Source organism: Anaerolineae bacterium (assembly GCA_014360855.1).
Lineage (GTDB): Bacteria > Chloroflexota > Anaerolineae > JACIWP01 > JACIWP01 > JACIWP01.
Genome location: JACIWP010000314.1, coordinates 1 through 3300, shown reverse-complemented (window position 1 = coordinate 3300; position 3300 = coordinate 1). Strand labels below are relative to the sequence as shown.

Annotated in this window: 3 protein-coding genes; all 3 read left to right on the top strand. The window is 66.5% G+C overall.

What is annotated here, in order from left to right; genetic code table 11:
• The coding region (dnaK, locus tag H5T60_13265) for a molecular chaperone DnaK (protein MBC7243399.1) at nt 1–1560 on the top strand (1560 nt) is incomplete at its 5' end.
• A gap of 104 nt (nt 1561–1664) precedes the next feature.
• Nucleotides 1665–2360 carry a zinc metallopeptidase gene (locus H5T60_13260; protein ID MBC7243398.1) on the top strand — a complete coding sequence of 232 codons (696 nt, stop codon included), beginning with the start codon at nt 1665–1667 and terminating at the stop codon, nt 2358–2360.
• Between the two features lie 77 nt (nt 2361–2437).
• On the top strand, nt 2438–3300 hold an 863-nt coding region (locus H5T60_13255; GenBank protein MBC7243397.1), incomplete at its 3' end, for a trypsin-like peptidase domain-containing protein.

The window sequence follows — 3300 nt, the reverse complement described above, 5'->3', positions numbered from 1 at the left end:
ATGATCCTGCAGAAGCTCAAGCAGGATGCCGAGGCCTACCTGGGCGAGCCGGTCACTAAGGCGGTGATCACCGTGCCGGCCTATTTCAACGACTCTCAGCGCCAGGCCACCAAGGACGCCGGCAAGATCGCCGGCCTCGAGGTCCTGCGCATCATCAATGAGCCGACCGCCGCATCCCTGGCCTACGGCCTGGACAAGAAGAAGGCGGAGACCATCGTGGTCTTCGACCTGGGCGGCGGCACCTTTGACGTCTCCATCCTGGAGGTCGGCGAGGGCGTCTTCGAGGTGAAGGCCACCTCCGGCGATACCCATCTGGGCGGCGATGATTACGACCAGGTCATCGTCAACTACATCGCCGATGAGTTCAAGAAAGAGTACGGCATTGACCTGCGTGAGGACCGCCAGGCCCTTCAGCGCCTGAAAGAGGCGGCGGAGAAGGCCAAGATCGAGCTCTCCAGCGTCATGGAGACCGAGATCAACCTGCCTTTCATCACCGCGGACGCCAGCGGGCCTAAGCATCTGCTCATGAAGCTGACTCGCTCGAAGTTCGAGCAGTTGAGCGAGCATCTGACCCAGCGGCTGCGCGGTCCGGTGGAGCAGGCACTGCGCGACGCCAAGCTGACGCCGGCTGACATTGATGAGGTCATCCTGGTGGGCGGCGCCACCCGCATGCCCGTGGTCCAGCGCCTGGTGCGCGAGATGCTGGGCAAGGAGCCCAATAAGGGCGTCAACCCGGACGAGGTCGTGGCGATCGGCGCGGCCCTGCAGGCCGGCGTCCTGGCCGGCGAGGTCAAGGACGTGGTCCTGCTGGACGTCACCCCGCTGTCCCTGGGTGTCGAGACCCTTGGCGGCGTCATGACGGTGCTCATCCCGCGCAACACCACCATCCCGGTCCGCAAGAGCGAGATCTTCACCACCGCCGAGGACAACCAGACGGCTGTGGAGATCCACGTCCTGCAGGGCGAGCGTCCGATGGCGGCCGACAACATGACGCTGGGCCGCTTCCGGTTGGAGGGCATCCCGCCGGCGCCGCGCGGTGTGCCGCAGATCGAGGTGACCTTCGACATTGACGCCAACGGCATCCTGAACGTCTCGGCCAAGGACCTGGCGACCGGCAAACAGCAGTCGGTGCGCATCACCGCCACCACCAACCTGAGCAAGGAAGACATTGACCGCATGGTGCGGGAGGCCCAGATGCACGCCGAGGAGGACCGCCGGCGGCGCGAGCTGGCCGAGGCGCGCAACCAGGCGGACTCGCTGGCCTACACCACCGAGAAGACCCTGCGCGAGGCCGGCGACCGCGTCCCGCCCGAGGACCGCTCCGCCCTGGAACGGCTCATCGCCGATGTGCGCGAGGCCATGAAGGGCGAGGATGTCTCCCGCATCCGCCGGGCCATGGAGGAGCTGCAGCGGGCGACATACCGCCTGTCCGAGAAGCTCTACGGCTCCGCCGGTGCGCCGGGCGCCGGCCCCAGCGGTGCCGGTACCACCGCTCGTGAGAGCGACACCGCCCACGGCGGTGAGGAAGACGTGGTCGAGGGTGAGTTCCGCCAGGTGTAATGCCGCCCCCGGTGCCAGTCTGGACAGGCTGGTCTTGCCCAGACTGGCACCTTGTTGTATCATGATAGTATCATTCCGGATCGGTAGGAACGAGGTGGGGAAAGATGGTCTTCTGGTGGGATCCCATGTACTTTGTTTTTGCCCTGCCGGCGCTTCTGCTGGCGATGTACGCCCAGTGGAAGGTGCGGGCGGCGTACACGCGCTATCTGCGCGAGCCGAACTTCCGCGGCATCAGCGGGGTGGAGGCCGCCGAAATGTTACTGCGCGGCCAGGGCCTGGACCATATCTCCATTGAGGGCACGCCGGGCGAGCTGACCGACCATTACGACCCGCGCAGTAAGACCTTGCGGCTTTCTCCGGCAGTGGCCCGGAGCCGCTCGGTGGCGGCGCTGAGCATCGTCGCCCATGAGGTGGGGCACGCCCTGCAGGACGCGCAGGGCTATGTGCCTCTGCGCATCCGCTCCGGCCTGGTGCCGGCGGTGACGGTGGCGGCCTGGGTTGGGCCGGTGCTCTTCTTCATCGGCCTGCTGTTCGGCTCCCCGAACCTGGCCTGGGCCGGCGTGCTGGCATTCTCCGCCGGCGCGCTCTTCGCCCTGGTCACCCTGCCGGTGGAATTCAACGCCAGCCAGCGCGGCCTTCAACTCCTGCGCACCTACAGCCTGGTGGATAACCGCGAGCTGGCCGCCGCCAAGAGCGTGCTGGACGCCGCCGCCCTGACGTACGTGGCGGCCCTGGCGCAGACCCTTTCCACCCTGCTGTACTATATCTTTCTGCTCGGCGGCTTCCGCCGGCGCGACTAACACCACAAACGCAGTGCACAGGCGCCCACGATGGGCGCCTGATTTTTTCCCCTGCGCCCTGCGGGAGGAGGTGAAACATGAGGGCTCGTTCAGGACAATCTCTCCGGACGGTGCTGTTCGGGCTGATCGCGCTTTTCACATTGCTGGGCTGTCAGGTTATTGGCTCTGCACGCTTCTCGCCGACCAACGCTGTCGAAGCGGTCACGGCAACGCCCTTTGTGCCGCCGGCCGGCATCTCGGCTCCGACGCCGGCGCCCACGCGGACGCCAGCGCCGCCCACGCCGACCCTCTCGGCCGCGCCGACCGGCGAAGAGCTGGACCTGGAGACCCTCTTCGCCCTGGCCGATTGGGAGGACCAGCTCATATCGGCCATTTATGAGCGCGTCAGCCCCTCGGTGGTGCATATCACCACCCGTATCATCTATGCGGACTTCTTCTTCGGCGTCTATCCCGAGGAAGGTGCCGGCTCCGGCTTCGTCTTCGACAAAGAAGGGCATATTGTCACCAACTATCACGTCATCGAGAATGCCCAGACGATCGAGGTGACCTTCGGCGAAGACCTGACGGTGCCGGCGGAGGTGGTCGGGACGGATCCGCCCAACGACCTGGCGGTGCTGAAAGTGGACCTGCCGGCGGACCAGCTTCACCCGGTGGAGCTGGGCTCATCGCAGGAACTGCGGGTGGGACAGCGGGCGCTGGCCATCGGCAGTCCCTTCGGACAGTTCGACCGCACCCTGACCACCGGCGTCATCAGCGCGCTGGGCCGCACCCTGCAGACGGAGAGCGGCCGGGTGATCCGCAAGGTCATTCAGACCGACGCGGCCATCAACCCGGGCAACTCCGGCGGACCACTGCTGGATGCGCGCGGCCGGCTGATCGGCGTGAACACAGCCATCGTCTCGCCCAGCGGGGCCTCGGCCGGCGTGGGGTTTGCCATTCC

Bases quoted from the DNA above. Each gene is read 5' to 3' on its own strand.
- H5T60_13260 (MBC7243398.1), top strand. From the start codon at position 1,665: ATGGTCTTCTGGTGGGATCCCATGTACTTTGTTTTTGCCCTGCCGGCG.